Annotated in this window: 21 protein-coding genes; 5 read left to right on the forward strand and 16 right to left on the reverse strand. The window is 50.4% G+C overall.

The window, feature by feature from the left end; all coding sequences use genetic code 11:
• Positions 1–89: 89 nt before the first annotated feature.
• From BM123_RS14580 to BM123_RS14610, 8 genes are all read right to left on the reverse strand, one after another.
• Positions 90–605: a DUF1648 domain-containing protein gene (locus tag BM123_RS14580; RefSeq protein ID WP_090169810.1), complete on the reverse strand. Its 516-nt coding sequence runs from the start codon at positions 603–605 to the stop codon at positions 90–92.
• Positions 605–2,098 carry a DUF6503 family protein gene (locus BM123_RS14585; protein ID WP_090169812.1) on the reverse strand — a complete coding sequence of 498 codons (1,494 nt, stop codon included), beginning with the start codon at positions 2,096–2,098 and terminating at the stop codon, positions 605–607. Before BM123_RS14585 ends, BM123_RS14580 begins: the two co-directional genes overlap by 1 nt.
• A 323-nt stretch (positions 2,099–2,421) precedes the next feature.
• The gene (locus tag BM123_RS14590) at positions 2,422–3,357 is read right to left on the reverse strand and encodes a YheT family hydrolase (protein ID WP_090169814.1); all 936 of its coding nucleotides are present in this window, start codon (positions 3,355–3,357) and stop codon (positions 2,422–2,424) included.
• Entirely contained in the window at positions 3,354–3,485 is a 132-nt protein-coding gene (locus BM123_RS24730) for a hypothetical protein (RefSeq protein ID WP_262490475.1), read from the reverse strand. Before BM123_RS24730 ends, BM123_RS14590 begins: the two co-directional genes overlap by 4 nt.
• A complete protein-coding gene (locus tag BM123_RS14595) occupies positions 3,482–3,691 on the reverse strand; it encodes a hypothetical protein (RefSeq protein WP_090169816.1) in 210 nt (69 codons plus the stop codon). Before BM123_RS14595 ends, BM123_RS24730 begins: the two co-directional genes overlap by 4 nt.
• 4 nt (positions 3,692–3,695) lie before the next feature.
• Positions 3,696–5,288, reverse strand: a complete 1,593-nt coding sequence (locus BM123_RS14600; RefSeq protein ID WP_090169818.1) for a CotH kinase family protein — start codon at positions 5,286–5,288, stop codon at positions 3,696–3,698.
• Positions 5,289–5,776: 488 nt separating this feature from the next.
• Complete coding sequence (locus tag BM123_RS14605; RefSeq protein WP_090169820.1) at positions 5,777–6,400, reverse strand: hypothetical protein; 624 nt, start codon at positions 6,398–6,400, stop codon at positions 5,777–5,779.
• Positions 6,391–6,780, reverse strand: a complete 390-nt coding sequence (locus BM123_RS14610) for a hypothetical protein (RefSeq protein ID WP_090169821.1) — start codon at positions 6,778–6,780, stop codon at positions 6,391–6,393. The genes BM123_RS14605 and BM123_RS14610 overlap by 10 nt, the downstream gene beginning before the upstream one ends.
• 280 nt (positions 6,781–7,060) lie before the next feature.
• Here BM123_RS14610 and BM123_RS14615 point away from each other — a divergent pair, with 280 nt between their 5' ends.
• Positions 7,061–7,663, forward strand: a complete 603-nt coding sequence (locus BM123_RS14615; RefSeq protein WP_090169823.1) for a DUF6992 family protein — start codon at positions 7,061–7,063, stop codon at positions 7,661–7,663.
• Between the two features lie 27 nt (positions 7,664–7,690).
• Here BM123_RS14615 and BM123_RS14620 read toward each other — a convergent pair whose 3' ends face one another.
• Together BM123_RS14620 and BM123_RS23955 are read right to left on the reverse strand one after the other, a co-directional pair.
• Positions 7,691–8,755 carry a hypothetical protein gene (locus BM123_RS14620; protein ID WP_090169824.1) on the reverse strand — a complete coding sequence of 355 codons (1,065 nt, stop codon included), beginning with the start codon at positions 8,753–8,755 and terminating at the stop codon, positions 7,691–7,693.
• Between the two features lie 110 nt (positions 8,756–8,865).
• Positions 8,866–9,069, reverse strand: a complete 204-nt coding sequence (locus BM123_RS23955; RefSeq protein WP_139211896.1) for a hypothetical protein — start codon at positions 9,067–9,069, stop codon at positions 8,866–8,868.
• 375 nt (positions 9,070–9,444) lie between these two features.
• Here BM123_RS23955 and lepA point away from each other — a divergent pair, with 375 nt between their 5' ends.
• On the forward strand, positions 9,445–11,232 hold the full coding sequence (gene lepA / locus BM123_RS14625; protein WP_090169826.1) for a translation elongation factor 4: 1,788 nt from the start codon (positions 9,445–9,447) through the stop codon (positions 11,230–11,232).
• 103 nt (positions 11,233–11,335) lie between these two features.
• Here the strand turns inward: lepA and ribD are convergent, their stop codons facing one another.
• A complete protein-coding gene (gene ribD / locus BM123_RS14630; protein WP_090169828.1) occupies positions 11,336–12,379 on the reverse strand; it encodes a bifunctional diaminohydroxyphosphoribosylaminopyrimidine deaminase/5-amino-6-(5-phosphoribosylamino)uracil reductase RibD in 1,044 nt (347 codons plus the stop codon).
• Between the two features lie 201 nt (positions 12,380–12,580).
• On the opposite strand from ribD, the gene BM123_RS14635 reads away from it, so the two are divergent.
• Entirely contained in the window at positions 12,581–13,255 is a 675-nt protein-coding gene (locus tag BM123_RS14635) for an AP2/ERF family transcription factor (protein WP_090169830.1), read from the forward strand.
• 16 nt (positions 13,256–13,271) lie between these two features.
• On the opposite strand, the gene mnmD is transcribed toward BM123_RS14635, so the two are convergent.
• Positions 13,272–13,973: a tRNA (5-methylaminomethyl-2-thiouridine)(34)-methyltransferase MnmD gene (gene mnmD / locus BM123_RS14640; protein ID WP_090169832.1), complete on the reverse strand. Its 702-nt coding sequence runs from the start codon at positions 13,971–13,973 to the stop codon at positions 13,272–13,274.
• A gap of 2 nt (positions 13,974–13,975) precedes the next feature.
• Complete coding sequence (ytxJ, locus tag BM123_RS14645; RefSeq protein ID WP_090169834.1) at positions 13,976–14,320, reverse strand: bacillithiol system redox-active protein YtxJ; 345 nt, start codon at positions 14,318–14,320, stop codon at positions 13,976–13,978.
• 372 nt (positions 14,321–14,692) lie between these two features.
• Between ytxJ and BM123_RS14650 the strand changes: the two genes are divergently transcribed.
• Positions 14,693–15,691, forward strand: a complete 999-nt coding sequence (locus tag BM123_RS14650; protein WP_406603250.1) for a pyruvate dehydrogenase complex E1 component subunit beta — start codon at positions 14,693–14,695, stop codon at positions 15,689–15,691.
• 224 nt (positions 15,692–15,915) lie between these two features.
• A complete protein-coding gene (locus tag BM123_RS14655) occupies positions 15,916–17,004 on the forward strand; it encodes a CgeB family protein (RefSeq protein WP_139211897.1) in 1,089 nt (362 codons plus the stop codon).
• A 122-nt stretch (positions 17,005–17,126) separates the two neighbouring features.
• On the opposite strand, the gene BM123_RS14660 is transcribed toward BM123_RS14655, so the two are convergent.
• From BM123_RS14660 to BM123_RS14670, 3 genes are all read right to left on the reverse strand, one after another.
• Entirely contained in the window at positions 17,127–17,522 is a 396-nt protein-coding gene (locus tag BM123_RS14660) for an ExbD/TolR family protein (protein WP_090169837.1), read from the reverse strand.
• A gap of 56 nt (positions 17,523–17,578) precedes the next feature.
• The gene (locus tag BM123_RS14665) at positions 17,579–17,977 is read right to left on the reverse strand and encodes an ExbD/TolR family protein (protein ID WP_090169839.1); all 399 of its coding nucleotides are present in this window, start codon (positions 17,975–17,977) and stop codon (positions 17,579–17,581) included.
• A 96-nt stretch (positions 17,978–18,073) separates the two neighbouring features.
• Positions 18,074–18,766: a MotA/TolQ/ExbB proton channel family protein gene (locus tag BM123_RS14670; protein ID WP_090169840.1), complete on the reverse strand. Its 693-nt coding sequence runs from the start codon at positions 18,764–18,766 to the stop codon at positions 18,074–18,076.
• Between the last annotated feature and the right edge of the window lie 160 nt (positions 18,767–18,926).

Consider the following 18,926-nt stretch of genomic DNA (forward strand, 5'->3'; position numbering starts at 1 on the left):
TCACTTCGATAGAAACCCCCTCCCCACGGGGGAGGGGCTTTGAAAAACGCTCCGCGTTTTCAAATAAGAGTCACCTCAATCTATAATAATCACTTCGCCTTATTCGCCTCCATCATGTAGTAAATGATTGCTCCAAAAAGGGCAACCATCGAGCCGCCAAGGATCCACCTATTCAGCGTACCGCTGCCTTTCTGGGTCGTCGCAACTATTTCGTAAGTCAACCAGGAGAGCATCAAGGTAATAATCAGTCTCATCACCGCCACTAACTGCAGGGCGATCCGGTGTTGAGCAGCAGCGTTCTCCTCCGTAATGGCTACGGGGTAGTTAAACCACTTGAAACTGCTCTTGGTCGTTAGCTCCAGCATATAGAATATTACCAGGTTGATAACGGGCAGAATCCAGAGGAAGAGTTTAGAGCCAAATCCATCGGCTTCTCCCTTACCATTGTAATGAATCGGTACCGTTTCGGGCAGTGCGCCATAATTAAAGGCAACTACTGCAAAGCCAAGAATGACCGCTGCGAGGGGAATGATGCGGTACATTCCTTCGCTCATCGGATTCACGATGGCGTGGCGGGGGTCTTTATCAGTATTTAACAAGCTCATTAGTTCAGGATTTCATCCGTGCCCAAGTAAAGCTTATTTTTCGTGTAATACCAATGTCTTTCAGCTGGGAGTTTCATTCTGTCGATGATCGTCTCCCCTTCGAGTAAAATATACTCTCCGGTGCCGGGGCCATCTTTTTCGTGGTAAAAGGCATATCCGCTCAGAGCATAAGTCTTCGGATCAAAGTAAAAAAACCAGATATCCTTTCCGGTTTCCGGGGCGTAGTGTACTTCGAGCTCCAGCATTTCTTTGCCATCAAACCAGACTTTGTGAACGTTGGGCTGCAGGAATGTCCCGGCATCCTGGAGTTTCATTGGCAAACCGAACAGGTAAGTATAATAGTCTCTCATCCACTTGGTCCGCTCCTCGGTCATGCGCAGTTTTTTTCGTTTCTCTTCGCTGACCTCCATGTTGCCATTCAGGCTAAAGGAATAAGTACCATCCAGATAACGCATTTGTATTTTATCCCGGCCCCGGATTTGCTGCATATCAAAGTCAGCGGTGTGAGGATAGAGCGTCAGGCGGGTATGACGAACGCTATTGTCCGGCCGGCTTTCCGCCAATTGTAGCATATGGGTTCTCCTCCCCCACTGCCGGTCAGGATCGTGGTACTGCAAGGAACGAGCCAGCAGGGAATCCGCCGATATTTCCGTTAACTCCCGCGTCCAGTCCTTCAGGCTTTGCTCATTCATCCGGACGTAGTGCTCGTTTCCGGCTTCCCGGGCCAGTTCAAGGCTCCGCTGCATCAGTCTTTTGCCCTTTTCTTCATTTCCCAGCTTGTATTCGATGATGGCCTGGTAGCGGGTACGCCCGAATTGCTCCTTCTTTTTAGCGGCCCAGCGGTCCATCCAGGCCTTAGCCTTCGTCAGGCTCATGCCATTATCCAGATAGTAGCGGGCGATGGCGTAGTATTCGTTTGGATCCTGGGCGGGATTGAGATAGCGGGCGGCCCGGTCAGCCACCTGATCCTCCGTAGGCAGTGAGATAGGCAAGCTTAACCGCTGCCATTCCCACTCCAGGGTGAGATCAACGGATTGCGGGTCGACGTTTAGCCAGCGGTATTCCAGCGTCTCTACGCGTTCCGTCAGTTTACGGGGTTTAGCCGGTACCCGAACGAGGTCGCGCCGATGATCATAGTCACGCGCCCCCCAGTTTTCCGTATCGCTGTTGATGACCCAGGTCCAGTTACCTTCTTTTTCCGGAATCAGGAACAGGGAATAGGAGCCTTCCGGAATTTCTGTTTCGCCAATCGTGACGGGCCCGTCAACGGTAAGGATGGTATTTTCGTTGGCTCCGGCCCGCCAGATTTTTGACCAGGGCAACAGCTCACCAAAAATAACGCGCCCCCGCACGTTGGGTCGGTGATAGCTAATCGAGAGGTTCGTGTACCCAACTTCAACTTTCGTTTCCGCAGCCGGGCTGGCGGCGGGTGCAACAAACTGCGCGGAGAGGAAAACGGGAAAGAGTAAAGGCAGTAAGTAGAGTAATTTCATAGTTTGACGCTGAGATATCCGAGCGGCAAATCCGCCGCTCCATCAATTAAACCTACCGCTTATCCCATTTAGTTCACGGCCTGCTGCTTTTTTCTCTTTTAGTTATTGAATGCTAAGGCTTTAGGTTGCGCGCTTTTTCGACACATGGAACACAAAGGCACAAAGAGCACATAGGAAAGGCTGGTGGTAGGGCAATCGCCAACTCGGATAGCACGTACGCTCGAAGGTCCCGCAATACTGCGGGACGCTTCGAAGACCGCTTAGAACGCTGCTCTCAGCCCAACCTTGCCCCTGTCCTCTGCTCTGCACCTGCGGTGATCGCCCTATCCTTCCGTTACGAAAGCCAGGGCCCGCTCATCCATCCAGTTATGCTTCTTCCCCTTCAGGGCAAAGCCCACGTGCCCGCCCCAGTCGGGCGTTTCCAGCGAGATGAGCGGATGGGTTCGGGCCAGTTCGTGCGGGTTACAGGCGTCTGGCACAATGGGATCGTTGGTGGCATTCACGATTAGTACGGGGGCAGTGGTTCCGGCCACAAAATTGCCGGAAGAGAGGTAGGCGTAGTAGTCATCCAGGCTATCATAGTCGCTGATGCGAAGAGAGGTCAAGCGATCAAAATCCCGCCAGCACTTTACCTCTTTCAGCCGGCTGAAGTCTACCCGGCCGGGAAATTGTTGCTCCTTGGCCATGATCTTCGCCGTCAGCGAGCGCCGAAACTTAATGCGGTAAATCCAGTTGTCCCTTCGGTCCAGGCTATCGGCACTGTGCTCAATAAATACCGGGGCCGAAAAAGCGACGCCGTGCGTCACCTCCTTCGGGCGATTCTCTCCCATCGTCCCGAGGTACTTCAGCGTAAGATTACCGCCCATGCTGTAACCTACCAGTACGATGCGGTCAAACTGACCGCTTGCCAGCGCGTGGTTTACCACGGTCTCCACGTCTTCCGTTTGTCCGTGGCTGTAAAGTTTAGGCGTACGATTCATTACTCCGGAGCAACTCCGGCAATTCCAGGCCAGGGCATGCCAACCCTGTTCGTGGAAAAACCTGGCGGCACCGGCAACGTACACCCTGCTACTGTCTCCTTCCAGGCCGTGACTCAGGATGACGAGCCGACGGCTCCGGGGGTGATCGAGCCAGTCCAGGTCCAGGAAGTCTCCGTCCGGCGTATCGATCCGTTCCCGGCGGTAATCAATGGCTACGCTGCGGAAGAGGTTAGGTACGATGGTCTGGTAATGGGCCTTAAAACGTTGGGGGAAGGTCATGGGTAGACGGTAGTTCGGTAGACGGTAGTGTGGTAGACGGTAGTTCGGTAGACGGTAGTGCGGTAGACGGTAGAGGGGTAGACGGTAGAGGGGTAGACGGTAGAGCGGTAGAGCTGTAGAAAATTCACACCGCCCGGGCCACTTCGCCATAAATAAGATCTTCCTCCACCCGGCAGGTCATCGCGGAGTCGTAGTCCAGGGTTCCGTCCGGATGGTAGTCGTAGAAGGTACCAACATCTCCGATGGCAAAAGGCTTGAATTCATACTGGCGGACGTACCGGCCGCGGTCTCCGTCTTCCAGCCAGATAACGTTGGGGGGAAGTTCTTGTTCCATGAATTTATTTTTTGCTCTCTCCTACCGTAAACCATTCCCGTCCGGACCGGGCGGGTAAAACCGTAGCGCTAATGGCTCCTTCGGCCACCACGAAATACTCCTCGATTTCGGCTTCGGGAAGGCCGAGGCTGTAGTTCCCGTCGGCGACGGCCTTCAGTTGGCTGTAAGTAAAGCCACCTCTGCCTTTCGGCCGGTGCGCCACCCAAACTGCCGGGCTGGCCTGTCCCGCTTCCAGCGTCACGGAAACCGTGACCTCTCCACCGTCTTTCGTCGCCGTATGGTCCGCAATGGCGGGCGGCGGCTTCTGGAACAGCTTGTGAGCCGCTAAAAAAGCACCGCGCTTTTTGAAAAATTCGTCTACCCCAATCACTTTACCACCGGTGACGTCCACCGTGCCGTGGTAGTTCTGGGTGTATGTCTCGGTCGGGTACAATGGGTTGGGCTCCTGCACAACCTGCGGGGTAATGACGGACCTGATTTTTTCCGCCCGCTCCCGGTACAGACCGCTGGTGAACTGCTCTTCAAAAATAGTTTGCAGATGAGCGACGTACATCTTCCGATAAAGCGGCTTGTCGAGCAGCCGCAAGATCAGCGGGCGTTCTTCATTACGGTCAGAAAAATGAAGAAAAGGGCTCAACTCCACCAACTGCTGATCCGTAAGGATTTGTTTTTTAGTTACCAGCCGGAAACCGCCTGCACTCAGGTTAAGGTCCCAGATAACGGGCCGCCAGTAACCTGAAGCATCTTTGAATAAGTAGTAGTTATGGCAAAAGGCGCCCAGGTAACTGTCCAGATTAGACATCGCATTATTGAAGGCGAGCATCCAGAGCGCCTCATCGACGTTCATAACGGTTGACAGGTCGGCTTTTTCATTACTAACCGCTTTAGCCAGGTTGATGAGTTCAAGCCAGCCATGATCCGATTTTTTAATCTCGTATCGGGCGGCATAACAGGCCGAATCCTGGCCGAGGTAAGCCAGGCTTGCTCCCAGCCCTGGCGGGCAGGTAGAAGGTGGGGCATCTTTACTCTCCGGGTCACATTTGATCAGCAGGCCTTCTTCGGACGCGAATTCTTCGGACCAGAAAAGCTCATCCACCGATTCCGTCAGGTTATACATCCCGAAGTAGTCTCCATCCACGGTCAGCCGGGCGTAGTTACAGTCAGGGGCAGCGACGTAGTCGCGGGCGATTTGGTAAGACAGTGCCTCCCGCAGGTAGCTGGGATCCCGGAAGACGTTGCTGAGTTTCAGGGTCCGGTAGCGGCCGTCTACCCGCTGAGACTTATCCGTGTAGGACACCTTAATATTGAACGGTAGCTTCTTTTTCTCCGCCTTAGCGGGTGCGAAATAGGAACTGTTCCCCTTCAGGCGAACCCCGACGCTGTCGTAGGTCACCCCATCTACACGTAGCGTGGCCAGCGTTCGCTTACTGAGGTTATTCTTCTTCCAGGAGTTGAGTTTTTTCTTCCAGTGCGGGTCGTGCATCTCCAATTCCACCTCTACAATTCGCTCCAGATCATAGAGATCTTTTTGGGCGCTGACGCAGGTGCAAAGGATGATTGCAAGGGCAATGAAAGTGAAACGTAGAAAAGCACTCATTCTGGTGGTGGATAGCTTATGGCCCGTGAAGGTAATGTATGTTGAACAGGAACGTGGTCATGAAGCAAAATATGTTGTGAAATGGAAAACATCCGTGATCAATTTTAGCCCCCCTAAGCGCGATATCGGGCATCCTGATTCGCGCTCCCCGTGCAGCTGATGCGCAGACCTCACGCATTTCGGGCAAAGGCTGATGATGAAAACGAAAGCCCCCGATCCAGGGGCCCAATAAAAATGGCTCATCCCGGAGTTTGGGCAGCCTTTTCTGTGTTTTCTCGGATGGAACCTGGTTCGGTCGGTATAAAAAAGCGATCAGCGGACAGCATTCAGAGCCGTTTTGCCTGAATGCTGTCCGCTGATCGCTAAAAATCCTATTATTTGCCAGAAAACACTGTCATCTAATCCGAAAATTAGGGATGACTCATGTTCATTATTGCTGTTAGGTGGAAGCTTACCACCTGTACAGCAGTCACTTCACTACAATCCAGTTATTTCGTGTAGCTGTTCGCTTGCTCCACCAGGTCATTTACAATGTACTCAGCGGTGTTGAAGAAAGCGTGTACCTCATCAGCCTGATCGGTGAGTTTCACTTCGGGTCTGATGGCTTTTGCCCGTTCTTTTAGTTGCTTGATCCAGCTCTCGTTCGCTTCGAACCGTTCGCTATTGGCAATGTCGCTCAACAGATCAGCGGTCATAGTGAAGGCTTCGCGAGCATAGTCGGCATGTTTCAGACTCTTCCAGTTTTTTTGCAACATGTCTGCTTTTTCCATAATGCTGGCCTTCGAGGTGGCAAAATTGGTTACGGTGACTCCTTCTGCCTTGGTCATCGCTTCAGCCGCCGTTAAAAGTTTTTCAAGACCGTTATGGGTAAACTCATGGTCAAGACCAAGCTTGCCGTCAATATTGATCTTCTTCCAGTTATTGAATGCAGTAATTTCTGGCTCGTAGGTGTAGGTTACTGGCTCCAGAACGATAAAAGTTGGTACTGTTTTCATTAGCCGGATGCGATTCAACCGGTTATTAAACATCTCCTCTACTTCAAAGAACTTCAATGCTTTCATGGGAGTGATGGCATCTTCAAGGCGGTCAAAGTAGTCTTTCTTCAACTCCATATCGGCAATCTTAAGCTCCCAGTAATCTTCAATGAAGTCACCTGTTCATTCATTTCATCTTTCCGGGTATCATCTTCGGCCATCTCTTCGATGTACTGATTAACCAGTACGTTACGTCGGGCGGTAATACTCTCTTTGGAGCGGATGTAATCCAGATAGATTGGCGTAAAATCACTGATTTGTTTCGCGTCCAGTTCCAGGTTATTGATGGCGACTGCCCGAAGATCTACGTTAAGCTGGCTTTTCAGCATCCTTTCGTAGTTTTCCATATCCTCCACATCACTGGCTCGGTTACTGGCTTTACGAATGGTTTCAGTTTGGGAAAAGGTGGGAAAGCTCATGGTCACGAGGAGCAGGAGCGTGGCTAAATACTTAGTCATAATTTGGTTTGGGTTTGATTTAAAAACTAATGCAAAGTCGAGCACGGAATTAACCGCCTCTCTATTCATTTAAGCGAAAGCATGGGGGATGATGTTCGCTAAAACCTTACTTTTCTTGAAAAAACATTATTCAAATTCAATCCTACATGCCTGATATAAAGCTATTTAAGAAAGATAAAAATTCATCTTCGTCTTGAAGGGCAGTTGGAAGCACTTAAGCGACTGTCCTGTTTTCTCCAAATTAGCTGAACACAATTCCTCCCGCACAATTCTACTCTATATGCAACTTCACCTTCGTCTTTTTCTCGCTTTCAGTTTATCCCTTATTGCCTTCGGCGCCCTCCGGGCACAGGGGCTGGAGCCCATTGATCTGCTGGCCTTCAACCAGGTCAGTCTTTCCCACCAGCAAACAGCCATGCTTACGCTTGGCGGCTGGGCGGTGGCCAACATTGCCGTGGGCGTCAGCCTGCAGGGCGGCGCGGAGGGTTCCACCAAACACTTCCACCGCATGAATGCACTCTGGAATACCGTCAATCTGGGCATCGCCGGCCTGGGCTACCTCACGGCCATCAAAAGCGACCCGGCGGGATGGGACCTCGCCAGCAGCCTGAGCAAACACCAGAGCTTTCAGAAAATCTTACTCTTTAACGCCGGGCTCGACGTTGGCTATATTATGGGTGGCCTTTACCTCACCGAAAGAGCGAAAAGGCCCAATGTCAACGCCGACCAGCTAAAGGGCTTTGGGCGGAGCATTATGCTGCAGGGGGCTTTCCTCTTCGCCTTCGACCTGGTGAATGTGTTGATTGCTTCGGGGCGGGATGGGGATATTCCGTTGCTGTTGGGTGCCACTCGGGATGGGCTGGGGTTGACAATGATTTTTTGAGAGCTACAATAACCTCTAAACTTAGATTTATTCCTTTAAAGAGTTAAAAACTCCACTCAGATCAAAGTTGTACACCTCTTTTCCGTCTTCATTAGGACGATTACCTAACAATGAAAGAACTTTACTGTCACAATCAAATGCTCCTCCAATAAAGTAGAAAACAGGAGTAAGGTTGACTTTTGCAATAAACCTATTACTTGACAGCGAAAACACCAGTAGTTGTTGACCATCAGAATAGAAGTCCGAGTTATCTCTATTTTGAAACAATCCAGAGTATCCCACCACCACGTAATCACCACATATCTTCACAGGGTTTTGATAAGCACTGAAATCCGGTCGAGACGACATAAATAAATTTTCATCCGCCTCAGTAACTTTTGGAGTAATCCTTGCCGGGCCTTCAACAACTTCTGTAAGTCTTCCAGATTCATCGTATATCAAAACGTCATCAATGTTATAAATTGGGAAAAAAATAATTTCTCTATTTTTTTGGTTATATACAGAAAACGATTCGTATAAATCATAAGAAGCTCCGATAGAAACTCCCTCATTTTTAGGGGGGGCAAAATAGATGTCTTTTGTCAAATCTCTCATAGTCCTCCGGTCGACCAATCGGGCCATCGTGTTACAACCTCTATAGCCAATCACACAAATTGAATCGTTGTAAAAATTAGTGAATGCTGGCCTTCCATTGAAATCTAGCTTTCTACTATCCACAGCATTCATTTCCTTGTCGTAACATATTATTTTATCCCCATACATGTCGATGAGATAAGTGGTATCGTTTTGATTGGTAGAAGGCACAACATCTCGAAAACCTTCAATTTGAAGTGGCCCATTACCTTTTACCCCTGATTTAGAAATCAATTTAAAGTTGCTGTCAAAATTTAGAATTGGAGACTTATGCCCTTCATCTAATATTATGTAGCCCCCTTTGGCTGTTTGTTTAATTATCTCAGGATAAAACAAATACTCGTTGGCCTTCATTGAAATTCCAACTACATCAGATTCTATCCAATTCTCTTCAACAACCTCTTGGCAAGAAACAATGGTCATCAAGGTAAAAACTGAAACCGCAAAACGTTTTAGCATCAAGTATTTTTGTAGTGAATAAAATCTCTGATGTATTAGAGCACAAGCTAAAAGCTAATCAGCTTTTGCGAAGCAACTCTAATACAATCAGAGAAAAGAGTTGTCAGTTACTAGTACTGACTAGGTCCTCCGCCACCAGCGCCCTTTATCTTGTGGTTTTTTAAGCAGGTCGTTGTTCCATCTTTGGTTTCGCAACAATCTTTCTTGTTTTGAGGTACACAATCAACTTTAAAGGAACTTGATGCCGTCATACTGAGCCCAGCGCCAAAACAACAGAAAATAAAAATAACGGCGATAAGAAACTTGTTTTTCATAAACACATAAAGGTTGAATGCTTGGTCACCAAGCTAACCAAACAATGATTAGGATAATAGGTCTTGGAATTCTAATACAAGGTCAAAAAAAAAAATCGACATATGGAAATTTATTGAATCTATTTTTCTCATTTATACCCCATTGTTAAGGAATAACAGACAAGCCGATTGTCACTTTTCTTTCCTCTTGGGGGTTGGGAGCCCGAAGAGATGACTACTCGATTTACGCCTCTCCATCTAACAACCATGGACTTCAACACGTTGCATCTTACAAGTCTTTACAACTCACAACCATTATCCAGTCAGCTTGTTTGCATAACTATTATCTTTATTTAGTTTACTATCAGCTTGTGCCTAGTTACCTTTGCGCCTCCTATGAAGCATATCCGTAATTTCTGCGTCATCGCACACATCGACCACGGCAAGAGTACGCTCTCTGACCGGCTGCTTGACTACACCCAATCCGTCAATGAGCGGGAGAAGATGGACCAGCAGCTCGATGATATGGACCTCGAGCGCGAGCGTGGCATCACCATCAAGAGCCACGCCATCCAGATGCACTACACCCACACCGATGGGCAGGCGTATGTATTCAACATGATCGACACCCCGGGGCACGTTGACTTCAGCTACGAAGTCTCCCGTTCCATCGCCGCCTGCGAAGGCGCGCTGTTGCTCGTAGATGCCACCCAGGGCATCCAGGCGCAAACGATCTCCAACCTCTTTCTAGCCCTTGAGCACGACCTGGAGATCATCCCCGTGCTCAACAAAGTCGACATGGAAACGGCCCGCATCGAGGAGATGGCCGACCAAATGATTGAGCTTACCGGCTGTGCCCGTGAGGACATCATTGAAGCATCCGGCAAGACCGGTATCGGTGTCCCCGACATTATGAAGGCAGTGGTGGAGCGCGTCCCTGCTCCTGAAGGTGACCCGGCGGCTCCGCTACAAGCCCTGATTTTCGACTCCGTCTTTAACCCCTTCCGGGGTGTTATTGCCTACGTTCGGGTAATGCAGGGAGAGCTGAGCAGTCTCCAACAGATCAAATTCGTCGCCACCGGTGCGGAGTATCAGGCCAACGAAGTAGGCGCCATGGAGATCACCCCCAAGCCGACCAAAAAAATCGGCTGTGGTGATGTAGGCTATATCATTACTGGTGTCAAGAATAGCTCGGAGATTAAAGTTGGTGATACGGTCACCTTAAAAGACAACCCCGGTGAAATGCTCTCCGGCTTCGAAGAAGTGAAGCCGATGGTCTTTGCCGGTATTTTCCCGCTGGACAACGACGATTTTGAGCCCCTGCGCGACAGCCTGGAGAAACTTCAGCTCAACGACGCCAGTCTCATTTTCGAGCCGGAAACCTCCGCGGCTCTCGGTTATGGCTTCCGCTGTGGCTTCCTCGGCATGCTCCACCTCGAAATTGTGCAGGAACGCCTGTTCCGCGAGTTCGGTATGGACGTGATCACTACGGTACCTAACGTAACCTACCGCGTTACGGACACTAAGGGCGTCGTAACCGAAATCCGCAACCCGGCGGAACTCCCCGAGCAGAATAACCGGCAGAAGGTCGAAGAACCGATCATCTACGCGCAGATCATCACCACTACAGACTACATCGGCTCCATCATGAACCTCTGTATTGAGAAACGAGGAACACTGACGAAGCAAACTTACCTCAGTCCGCTACGCGTTGAGTTACATTTTGAGCTTCCACTCGCTGAAATTGTTTTTGATTTCTACGACCGCCTCAAGAGTATCAGCCGTGGCTACGCCAGTTTCGATTACCAACCTAAGGACTATCAGGAAACGGACCTCGTGCGGATGGACATCAAGCTCAACGGCGAAAATGTCGATGCCCTCTCAGCCCTCGTTCACCGCTCCAAAGCGCAGTACGTTGGCCGGGGCATGTGTAAAAAGCTGAAGGAGCTCCTGCCCCGCCAGCAGTTCATGATCGCCATTCAGGCGGCCATCGGGGCGAAGGTTATTGCCCGGGAGACGCTCTCGGCCATGCGCAAAGACGTAACGGCCAAGTGTTACGGTGGTGACATCAGCCGTAAGCGGAAGCTGCTCGAAAAGCAGAAAGCCGGTAAGCGGAAGATGCGCCAGTTCGGTAAGGTGGAAGTGCCACAGAAGGCCTTCCTGGAATGTCTGAAACTGGATTAATCAACTCTTCAACAGCCCCCAATCATTCACTGGTTGGGGGCTTTTTCATGGCGGCGCGGACGCAGGTGCAAAGAAAGTTAAACGAGCCAGGGACAACCTCCGGCTAAGACCGGGAATACACTTCCAGGAGGTCGCTCCCAACCCTTTCGACAGAAACCCTGGTGGCTGCGGCTGGCAATTCAGGAGCCGGCACTCCGGCTCTGAAGGAGGTTTTACCCGTAAACACCCGCGCCTCATCCCATAATCCGGCTCTAATGAAAGCCTGCAGAATCCCCGCGCCGCCCTCTACGGTTACGTGCCCCAATCTTTGCTCCATTAGCAGCGTCAGCACCTGCGTCAGCGCCGCTTTGTTCAGCTCTTTGCCCATCACCACTACTTCTGCATTTATGTCCTTCCGTTCCGAGCCGGCAAAGAGCAGTGGCCGTTGGCTGCTTGCGAATAGCTTCTCGTTTCCGCTTACCCGGTTGCGGGGATCAATGATGACCGCCAGTGCATTTCGTCCCGGAAATAGCCGGGTGGTAAGGGAAGGATCGTCCTCCACCACCGTTCGTCCGCCAACGATGATGGCCGAGGTGTTTGCCCGCCAGCGATGCACCAGCCGCCGACTGATGGGGTTGGTAATCCAGTAGTCAGCGCTGCGGTCCGCCGGCCGCAGAAAGCCATCCGCAGATTGCGCAAATTTCAGGCTTACAAAGGGTCGCCCTTTGAGGGCCATCACCCTTCGATGGGCATTTACGGCCAAAGTTGGTTGAAAGGCTGGGTATTCGGTCACGGCCACACCGGCCGCTTCAAGAATAGCGACACTGGCTCCGTTGACGCCGGGAGTACTGTCCCGCTGGGCAAATACGACGGATTTGATTCCATGTTCTTTGATTACGTTCGTACAGGCGCCACTGCGCCCCACAATGCAGCAGGGTTCCAGGCTGATGAACAGCGTTGCTTCGGGAATTAAGGGTCGGTCAGCAGGCCGTACGCTCGCCAGGCAATTCACCTCGGCGTGGGCCTGGCCCGCGATCTGGTGGTACCCTTCTCCGATAATCCGGTCCTGATGTACGAGCACTGCGCCCACTCTCGGGCTGTCCCCTACCCGGCTATCCGCCAGGTTCGCCAATTGAGCGCAACGCTCCAGATATCGTTCATTTTTCATAAAAGCTATGCTTGTCAGCGCCCACAAAAGCGTGTATTCATACCACTATGCCGGTTCTCATGCTAAGAACAGCATTTCTATCGGAATGTCAGCATCAATAGAGAATAACTTTAGGACCAAGCACTCTCATCCCTGAAACTTACCATTAGTTTAACTATCCCGTGCAAGCTGCCATCGTCGAAAAATAAACATTCTCCCTATATGTCCAGACAAATACATTTAAAAAACTCAGCCGATAAAGCGACTATTGACAAAAGTGTCTTTGAGGAGTTGAGTAAAGACCCTCACCTCTCCTCGCTTAATTTTTTTGACAATCTCCGTCTTCATTCTTCCGGGTGTATTGTCTTTCAAAAAACGCATAAAAAGCAAAGAGGTGCCGGCTATCGAACCGAAACCATTTATCTCCACAAGTTAATTGCTGAGCGCTACCTTGCCCACACCAAAAAACAGGGTGCGTCATTGGTGGGTTGTAAGAATGGTGACAAGCGGGACTGCCGCCTTGAGAACCTTCAATATCGTTCCCGATCAGAGGCCAGTCGAAAGCGTAAGTCCAGCTCAAAAGTCGGGTATACGGGTGTCTATAAGGAGAACAACCGCTACAGAGCGGTCATTTCCCAGAATCGACGCAGTCTTCACATTGGGATGTTTGCCACAGCCGAAGAGGCCGCCAAGGCATATAATGCTAAGTCTATCGAACTATATGGTAACGCCGGAAAGATTAACATCATCCCGCCACATGCATCCAGCGATGACGGGCTGGCAACCGGGCACCCCGGGGCTAAAATGTCTCCGGCACCTCAGGCAATAAAGGACGCCAAAAAGGGCCATCCCCCTACCAGTGGCTGGTCAGATATGGATTTGGATCGCCGGGGTTGAGTCCGGGAGCTACTGCTTAAGGCCTGCCTAACTCTTTTATGCCACGGGTCATCTCCCGCTTACCGGGAGGCCCTGCGGGGCACTCCACCCTAAAGCCGACTGATTTCAAGTCTCGCTTAAACTGCCCTTTGGCGCAGTAGGTAACTAACTGCCCTCCATCAGACAACAGGCGATAACATTCTTTCATTGCTTCCGGCTCCCAAAGCTCCGGTTGACTGGCGGGTGCGAATGCATCGTAAAAGATGAGATCCGCCCATCCTGATGAAATTATTTCCGCAGATTTCCGAGGAAATTCCGTCTGGTATTTAGCTAAAGAAAAATTATCGCTTAGCGAAGCCGGCTCTTCCCATTTCGCTTCGTGAAGGGATGTCAGCTTAGTGGGAGAAACTCCTAATACAGCGGGATAATTCAGCCCACCAATAACTTCTGCTGGTAGCGGAAACTGTTCAAAGCTCCGATAAAAGAACTGAATATCAGGGCGTTGGTCAGCAATCAGTCTGACTAGCAGAGCATTCAGGCCGGTGCCAAAACCCATTTCCAGAATCCGGATTTGGGGGGGATCTTTTTCAAGCAGGGGCTGAAGTCCCATTTTGATAAAAACATGCTGGCTCTCCTGTACAGCACCGTGGACACTATGGTAATCAACGCCAAAGTGACCACTTCGGACGCTATGGCTTCCATCCGCCGTGAGTACTATTTTCGCTTGACCTTCTCCCATTTTTAAGTATCCTGGCTTTGGGCTAAGCGCAGGTCATCAATACGAATGTTGAGGTGAGAAGCATCGTAGATTGCCTGACCATCCTTGATCAGAATCGCCTGAGGAGACTCATGCTGGACGCCAAAAGTGGCCGCAATCTGGTTGCTTACGTCTCGATAGCGAATGAGATCAAGGAAATAAGTGTCCAATTCCTCCTCATTGATATCCCAACTCATCTCCAGTCGATTCTTAGCCATGCTACTGATTGGGCAACGGGTGCTGTGCTTAAGAATCAGACAAGGAACTACGCGGCTGCGGTCAATGATTGTTTCAATATCATTGACACTAGTGATGTGATGCCAGTTCATTTTGAGTTAGTTTAAGTTGCTTATAGAATACTAATAGCAACAGAAACACACTCTCCGATAAATTCGTTCAGGGAAAAGTTCGTGGGGCAGCCAACTCCACGATTACAGGAGGTGAGTGTCGCCATGGCGATAGTTGCCAGTACTGCAAACAAGCGGGATTTGCGGGAAATAATGTTCATGGAAGTATAACTAACTGGAGTAATCTGAAAAAATACGGAACCGTAAACGGGTACCGATGTTGTGAATTTAACGTAACAAAGTACCTTTATAGTTCGTCTTCAGCCTCTTCGTTTCATAAAGTGTCAACGTTAGGCTACTTTTGCGCCCGCAAAGATACGGCATTACCAATTGCTGAATTCGCTAAACCCCACAATAAAGATTTCCATTATGGCCAGAAAACTTGCCCTCCGTGATGCGCTCCGTGAAGCGATGATTGAAGAAATGCGACGTGACGACAAAGTCTTCCTGATGGGAGAAGAGGTTGCTCAATACAATGGCGCCTACAAAGTGAGTAAGGGCATGCTGGACGAGTTCGGTGCCCAACGGGTAATTGACACCCCCATCGCTGAGCTCGGTTTTGCCGGTATCGGAGTAGGAGCCGCCATGAACGGCCTGCGTCCTATCGTTGAGTTCATGACCTGGAACTTCGCCATCCTGGCTTTCGATCAGATCGTTAACAATGCTGCCAAGACGCTTAGCCAGAGTGCCGGGCAGTACAACTGTCCAATCGTATTCCGTGGCCCTTCCGGCTCCGCCGGGCAGTTGGCCCAGCAGCACAGTCAGACCTTTGAGAGCTGGATGGCTAATACTCCGGGCCTGAAAGTAATCTCTTGTATTGATCCTGCTGATGCTAAGGGTCTCTTGAAAAGTGCCATCCGGGACAATGACCCCGTCTGTATGATGGAGTCTGAAATGCTGTACGGTTTTGAAGGCGAAGTTCCTGAAGGAGAATACCTCGTCCCCATCGGCAAAGCAGCCGTTCGCCGCGAAGGTACTGATGTCACTATCGTCACCTACAACAAGATGATTCTCGTTGCCCTGCAAGCGGCCGAAGAACTGGCTAAAGAAGGTATCTCGGCTGAAGTCATTGACCTGCGGACCATCCGCCCGCTAGACCGTCAAACCATCGTTGAGTCCGTCAAAAAGACTAACCGTTGTGTCGTTGTGGATGAAGCATGGCCCTTCGCCGGCGTAAGCTCCGAAGTAGCCTACGAAATTCAAAAGTCCGCCTTTGACTACCTGGACGCTCCGGTTATCCGGGTTAACAGCGCAGATACAAGCCTGGGATATGCCCCAACGCTCGTAGAGGAGTACCTGCCTAACCCTGCGAAGGTTATTCGTGCGGTAAAGGAAGTTAGCTACGCGAAGTAAGCAGAGCGCAAGCTTCTGCATCTGATGGCATAAGGGAATTTACAGACTCCCGAGGTCATAAACGTTCTATCGATCAGCACTCAGGGTAATTGCCCCTGAGTGCTGTTTGACTTTAAGGCGGGTGTTCCGGGAAGGAAAGGCGACTCTGTGCCGGTCAGACGTTATTCAGACATGAATTGGGTGGTGTATTGAACAAACAGATCAACTTTAGCTACCTTCGCTTCGTGAAATTTGGAACCAACCCGCTGGATCTGGTCATTATTGGCAAATCTGTGCTCTCCTCTCAGGAGAACACAACGGCAGAGCTGTACCGTGGCCTGATCAATGAGCTGGCGCAGCACGGACATCGTACGACCTTTCTGGAACGAATCATCCCCGGAAAGAAGCAAGTTCGGGATATGCTTCGTTCTCCGTATTGCCAGGTTTGGACTTACGAAGACCTTGACTCATTGCAGGCAGAGTACAGTCTGGCCATCTCATCAGCAGACATTGTGATGATGGGAAGCGGCGTAGACTTCGCGGAAGACATCGCCATCTGGATTGCGGAAGAAGCTAAGGGTATTACGATTTACTACGACACCAACCTGAGTCGTACTATTGATAGTCTGGTAGCTGCCGAAAAAGTTGGTGATTGCCTTTCTTGCCGGACGATCGGTAACTTCAACCTGTTCCTGTCTACTACTGGTGGGCCTACTCTGGAAAAGCTGGCCAGAGAAAATGACATCTCCTTTGCCCGCCCGCTCTACGAAAGTGTAGACCCCTACACTTTTTACCGAACCGACGGTGAAAAAAGCTACGATCTTGGCTTTATTGGCAATTTTAAATCTGACCGGGCAAACCTGTTGGATAGTCTGCTACTTGAGCCCGCACGCTTCACGCCCAACCGGCAGTTCTCCCTGGCGGGCGGTGGCTACAGCATTGACGATGGCTGGCCCTCCAATCTTACCTATCTGGAATACCTGCCGGAGACCAACCTCGTTGACTTTTACAATCGACAGCAGTGTTCTTTGGTCATCAGCCGGACCGACCGAAGCCGCATGGGCTTTACCCCAACGCGCCGATTATTAGCCGCGGCGGCCTGCGGTGTTCCCGTTCTGACCAATCAGTGGGATGGCCTTGATTATTTCCTGGAACCCAACCGGGAGGTTTTCTGTGTGTCCACCCAACAAGATGTACTGGACATCCTCTACGGTGCCGATGAAAGCCATCGGATTAAAGTAGGAGCGGAAGCCCGCAAACGCATTTTGGCACAGCACACCATTAGCCATCGGGCCGAGCAATTACTTGGCTATTTGGCGGAAGTAACGGACTGAAGGTAGTCTGGTGCTTCGGTAATCTGGTAGGCTACCGCAGGGGATAGGCCTTGGAGACAATATCATCTTACCCAACCTTACCGCCGGCAAAATGCGGTAGCCTGGCAGCCACAGAACTATTCTTAATCTTCCTCTGCTGCCAGCACACCGTTGATGTTTAGCCGCATGGCCATGTCCATGATGGTTACAACTCCTTCGACGGGCGCACGTTTGTCAGGAGAAATGAGCATGGAGTAGTTCCCGTTTGCTTTGGCCCGCAGACGATTTTCGAGTTCACCGACGTCGATACGGCGGCTGTTAAAATAGAAAGTGCCATCATCAGCTATTCGTACATCATCGAGCTGTTTGCTGGAAGGTGTAGAGGGCGTATCCGCGCGGCCCGGCATTTTCAGGTTCAGGGCATTCGGTGCCACCACAGTAGAGGTAAGCATGAAGAAAATCAACAACAGGAAGATAATGTCCGTCAAAGAGGACATATTAAATTCAGCATTGACCTTGGCGCGTTTCTTGAGTCCCACGGAGTTTGGATTATAGATTGATCGAGCGATAGTTTGATAGCAACCTGCTATTGAGCCTATCCATTGGGTTGGGTAGCGATGATGGCCCGGGCTTTTTTACTGGCCGCTAACTTCATGATGGGCGTGATGCGATTAAAGGGCACACCAATTTCGGCAACAATGGTCACCGTAGCGTCTTCCGGATTATCGACCTGAACGAGGGCGTCACTCAGGGCGCGATTAATGGCGGCGCCAGTGACGTCAATGTTATTTACGGAAGTCTTACCGTTTTTCTCCAACTGTACTACAATGTTAGTCGGAGCAACGGTCTGGCTATCCGAAAGTGGCAGATCAAAGGGTTTGATCTGGACCATATTGGAGGTCAGCATGAAGAAGATCAGCAAGAGAAAAATAATGTCCGTCAAAGAGGACATGTTAAACTCAGCGCTGACTTTACTGCTACGTTTGAGGCCCATGGGTTAGTATTGTAGTATGGTAGTACTGTAGTATGATAGAGAGGTAGTATTGTAACTCCCCGGACGATTACCGGGTAGATACACCAGCCCCTTACTTTAACCTGGTTCCTGAAGGAGGTCCATAAATTCCGTCGTGGAGCGTTCCATTTTATAAACTACACGCTCTACGCTAGCCACCAGGAGGTTATAGCCAACGAAGGCAAGGATACCGATGAAGAGACCAGCAGCCGTTGTCAGCAGGGCAGAATAGATACCTCCGGCGAGAACGTCCGGGGTGATATTGTCAGCGGTAGACATTTCATAGAAAGCCGAGATCATACCCGTTACGGTGCCGAAGAAGCCAATCATCGGTGCAGCACCGGCAATACTGGCCAGCGTACTGAGTCCTTTTTCCAGGCGGAAGATTTCCAGGTTACCGACGTTTTCCACGGCGGCGTCGATGTCCCGGAGCGGACGACCAATGCGCTGCAGTCCTTTATCGACCATTCGGGCAACGGGGCTGTCCGTAGTGGCACAGAGTGCACGGGCGTTGGCCATATTACCGGAGGAGATTTCCATTCGGATACGATCCATGAAGCCCTGGTCTTCCGCACCGGCGGCTTTGATGGTCGTGTAGCGTTCCACAAAAATGTACAGGCCAACGATAAAAAGGACAAACAAGATGGCTACGATAACCATACTCAGCAAGCCAGAATCCAGCAGGACACTGAGGATATTATCACTCTCCATAGCGGGCTCCTCATTCATTTCGAGTTCCGGCGTTTGGAAAAGAAGCAGAAAAAAGTTCATTAACATCTGGGCGTATTTAGCGATTGCAAAACGAATCTGTCCTCGCTTTCGTATGCGAAAGCAAGAATGCTTTAAATTCTCATAGTTTGCCAAAGGTAAAATATCTGAGGCTAATCCGGTCAAAATCGCTACTTCACCCTCAAATTATCTCTGACGACTA

Origin of the sequence: Neolewinella agarilytica (assembly GCF_900110645.1) — a bacterium.
GTDB classification, from domain to species: domain Bacteria; phylum Bacteroidota; class Bacteroidia; order Chitinophagales; family Saprospiraceae; genus Neolewinella; species Neolewinella agarilytica.

Coding starts and splice junctions, on each gene's coding strand:
- BM123_RS14580 (WP_090169810.1), bottom strand. CDS start 605: ATGAGCTTGTTAAATACTGATAAAGACCCCCGCCACGCCATCGTGAAT.
- BM123_RS14585 (WP_090169812.1), bottom strand. CDS start 2,098: ATGAAATTACTCTACTTACTGCCTTTACTCTTTCCCGTTTTCCTCTCC.
- BM123_RS14590 (WP_090169814.1), bottom strand. CDS start 3,357: ATGACCTTCCCCCAACGTTTTAAGGCCCATTACCAGACCATCGTACCT.
- BM123_RS14595 (WP_090169816.1), bottom strand. CDS start 3,691: ATGGAACAAGAACTTCCCCCCAACGTTATCTGGCTGGAAGACGGAGAC.
- BM123_RS14600 (WP_090169818.1), bottom strand. CDS start 5,288: ATGAGTGCTTTTCTACGTTTCACTTTCATTGCCCTTGCAATCATCCTT.
- BM123_RS14605 (WP_090169820.1), bottom strand. CDS start 6,400: ATGGAGTTGAAGAAAGACTACTTTGACCGCCTTGAAGATGCCATCACT.
- BM123_RS14610 (WP_090169821.1), bottom strand. CDS start 6,780: ATGACTAAGTATTTAGCCACGCTCCTGCTCCTCGTGACCATGAGCTTT.
- BM123_RS14615 (WP_090169823.1), top strand. CDS start 7,061: ATGCAACTTCACCTTCGTCTTTTTCTCGCTTTCAGTTTATCCCTTATT.
- BM123_RS14620 (WP_090169824.1), bottom strand. CDS start 8,755: ATGCTAAAACGTTTTGCGGTTTCAGTTTTTACCTTGATGACCATTGTT.
- BM123_RS23955 (WP_139211896.1), bottom strand. CDS start 9,069: ATGAAAAACAAGTTTCTTATCGCCGTTATTTTTATTTTCTGTTGTTTT.
- lepA (WP_090169826.1), top strand. CDS start 9,445: ATGAAGCATATCCGTAATTTCTGCGTCATCGCACACATCGACCACGGC.
- ribD (WP_090169828.1), bottom strand. CDS start 12,379: ATGAAAAATGAACGATATCTGGAGCGTTGCGCTCAATTGGCGAACCTG.
- BM123_RS14635 (WP_090169830.1), top strand. CDS start 12,581: ATGTCCAGACAAATACATTTAAAAAACTCAGCCGATAAAGCGACTATT.
- mnmD (WP_090169832.1), bottom strand. CDS start 13,973: ATGGGAGAAGGTCAAGCGAAAATAGTACTCACGGCGGATGGAAGCCAT.
- ytxJ (WP_090169834.1), bottom strand. CDS start 14,320: ATGAACTGGCATCACATCACTAGTGTCAATGATATTGAAACAATCATT.
- BM123_RS14665 (WP_090169839.1), bottom strand. CDS start 17,977: ATGGGCCTCAAACGTAGCAGTAAAGTCAGCGCTGAGTTTAACATGTCC.
- BM123_RS14670 (WP_090169840.1), bottom strand. CDS start 18,766: ATGAACTTTTTTCTGCTTCTTTTCCAAACGCCGGAACTCGAAATGAAT.